Source organism: Streptococcus sp. 79 (assembly GCF_013277425.1).
Lineage (GTDB): Bacteria > Bacillota > Bacilli > Lactobacillales > Streptococcaceae > Streptococcus > Streptococcus pseudopneumoniae.
Genome location: NZ_VMMW01000075.1, coordinates 1 through 3,213, shown reverse-complemented (window position 1 = coordinate 3,213; position 3,213 = coordinate 1). Strand labels below are relative to the sequence as shown.

General features: G+C 40.6%; 1 protein-coding gene. It reads right to left on the bottom strand.

Annotated features, from left to right (window positions below):
* Positions 1–241: 241 nt before the first annotated feature.
* Positions 242–3,213: DUF1542 domain-containing protein (locus HT729_RS12170; protein ID WP_172931944.1), on the bottom strand; the 2,972-nt coding region annotated here is incomplete at its 5' end.

Sequence of the window (3,213 nt, the reverse complement as noted above, 5' to 3'; positions counted from 1 at the left end):
GTTTTACTTTACTAATAGTATACAGGAGGTCTTCCATGAATGATAGATACCTTGTTATGACGCGCTTACAAAGCTAAACAGTTAACCTTTACCCTTAGCTGGTTACCAAGCCAGCCGTCCACTTCCTGAAATGCAAAAATCTCCTAGCAGACTTTCCTGCTAGGAGATTTTCTTATGAGAGGTACTTGTTAAGCTTTGAAAATTGGATTTATTATTCGATAAGTATCAAACAATCTACCAATTAAACTTCTTCGTCTTCTTTACGACGACGACCTGCAAGACCAAGACCAAGTAAGGCACTTGCGGCAGCTGCTACCATAGCTACAGTAGAATCTGCTGTACCTGTATTTGGCAACTCTTTAGCGACTGTACGCACGTTTGTTGCTGCTTGGTTGGCATTTGCTGCTTGAGCTGGAACTACAGCTGGTGTTTGAGCAGCTTGGTCATTAGCTGGACTTGCATGATTAGTTGCTGGAGAAACTTTCGCCAGGAAGTCTTCGATACGTTTAACCGTTGCAGCCACATCTGCCTGAGTTGCATCTGCATTGGCAAATACTTTCTTAGCATCTGCTGATAATGCGTTCGCTGCTTTTGCAGTTTCTGCATCAAGCTTAGCTGATTCTTGGATGATTAGTCCATCTAACTGACGAATAGCATCTGCTAACTTAGCTTTATCCACTTTTGCTTCAGTGTTAGTAGCTCCGTTATTTTGAGCTGAAGGAGCTTGTTTAAAGATAGCTTCAGCGGTAATTGCTAAAACTTTGCCATCTTTAGTTACAACAGTTGCATTTCCTGCCTTGTCAAAGAGAACATCTACTACATCAGCATTTACTGCTTTAATCTTAGCTTTTGCAGCTTCTTTTTCTGAATCTGTTAAGTTAGTAAAGTCTGCTACTGTTTCTTTTTCAAAGTCAAGGTTGATGTTATCTCCGCTATTCTTAGCTGTTACATCACTTTCTGTTTTCACTAATTGGTCTTTTGCAATCGATACTGTATTTCCATCTAGTGTTACTGTGGCGTTACCTTTATCGTCTACTACTACAGTCGCTCCTGAATTGACGGCTTCAATTGCTTTCTTAACTGCTGCTTTTTCATCTTCCGTTAAGTTATCTTTGTTTCCAACTAATGTACGGAATGCTGGTGTTTTCACTTTAGCAGTCTTAGCTTCGTCAGCTAGGTTTCCAGCTGGGATTACTAGGTCTAAAGCCGGAATATTCAGAACTGTACCATCAGCTTTAGTTACTGTTGCATTACCTTTGTCGTCTACTACTACAGTTGAACCTGAGTTGACTGCTTTAACCTTCTCTTCGATAGCTTTCTTCTCTTCTGGAGTTAAGGCATCTGGATCTGCTACTACAGTTTTAGCTGCTGGTGTATTGACATCATTGCCTGCATTTTCTTTAGTAATATCATCTTGTGTTTTCACTAAATCAGTGGCTGGAATGACCGCTGTCTTACCTTCTGGTGTTGTAACTGTAGCATTACCCTTATCGTCTACTACTACAGTTGAGCCTGGGTTGACTGCTTTAACCTTCTCTTCAATAGCTTTCTTCTCTGCGTCTGTCAACTTGTCTAGGTTCGCTGCTACAGTTTTAGCTGCTGGTGTATTGACATCATTGCCTGCATTTGGTTTAGCTGCATCTGCTGCTGACTTCGTCAAGTCTGTTGCTGGAATAACGGCTGTTTTACCTTCTGGTGTTGTGACTGTGGCATTTCCTTTATCGTCCACTACTACAGTCGCTCCTGGGTTAACTGCTTTAACCTTTTCTTCAATAGCTTTCTTCTCTGCAACTGTCAACTTGTCTGAGTTCGCTACAACCGTCTTATCCGCCGGCTTAACGATGTCGTTGCCTGCGTTTGGTTTAGTTGCATCTTCCGGTGATTTGAATAAATCTTTCCATGGAATTGTTGCCACAGTTCCATCATTTAAAGTAACAGTAGCGTTACCTTTATCATCAAATTTAACAGATTTAGCCTCAGGATTGAGTTTTCTTAATTTTTCTTCTACTTTGGCTTGTGCAGCTGAATCAGTCGGTTCACCAACCACTTTATCTGCTGGTTTAACAATTTCACCATTTCCTGCGTCAGATTTAGCTGTATCTTCCTTAGTTCTCACTAACTCAGTTGATGGAATCGTTGCAGTCTGACCTTCTGGTGTAGACACTGAAACAGTTCCGTCTGCATCGAGTAGCACAATAGAATTTGGATTTACAGACTTAACAGCAGCAATAATTTGAGCTTTTTCTGACTCTGTCAACATCGATTTATCCTTGATGATAACTTTATCAAGTGGTTTGTTAATATCGTTTCCACCTTTACCATTATCTAGATTCTCCAACGTTTTCACCAGATCAGTTGGATTAATGATTCCCTTATCACCATTTGCTGTAGTAACTTCAATATTTCCAGCGTCGTTATATTTAACCTCTTTGGCTGTTGGGTTCACTTTCTTCACTTCTTCTAGGATTTTAGCTTTTTCCTCAGCTTTTAGGTTGGCTGGATCATTAACTAGCACTTTATCAATTGGTCTGTTAATATCCCCAACTGCTCTAATTGCCGATTTATCCGCGTCTTGAATCTTATTAACATCTGCTTCTTTATTCGCAGCATCTACTAATTTCTTAGCTTCGGCTGCTATTTGATCTGCTTTATCTTTAAGATTCTCTTTCGCTTTAGGAGATAAGTCAGTACGCGCGTCAATCTCTTCTTTCTTCGCTTTTGTTTGCTCATCAATGGCTTTACGAGCATTTGGTTTATCTTCTACAACAGGTAAAACTTTCCCTATTTCAGCATTTGCATCATCTTGAAGTTTCTTAACCTCTGAATCTGTTGTAGCAATATCAATTGCTTGCTTAGCTTCTTTGGCTAAGGCTGTCGCTTTTTCAGCAGCTTCAGCTTTTTCTTCATCCGTAGCATCTGGTGTGTTTTCAATGGCTTTTAGTTGTTCAGCTAGCTTATCATCAATAGCTTTCTTGGCTGCAGCTTTAGTTGTTGTTTCTGGATTCACAGCTTTAATCGCTGCTACACCGTGTTCCTTAGCACTATCTACTGCTCCTTGAACCTTCCTTGATTCCTCTGGTGTTGTGGTTACATCTGGTTGAGCATCAATGGCCTGGTTCGCTTCGGCTGCTCGAGATTGAGCTTCTGCTTTAACTTTCGCTTTTTCTTCAGCTGTTAGATCTTGGCGAGCATCAATTTCTGCTTCTTTCTTAG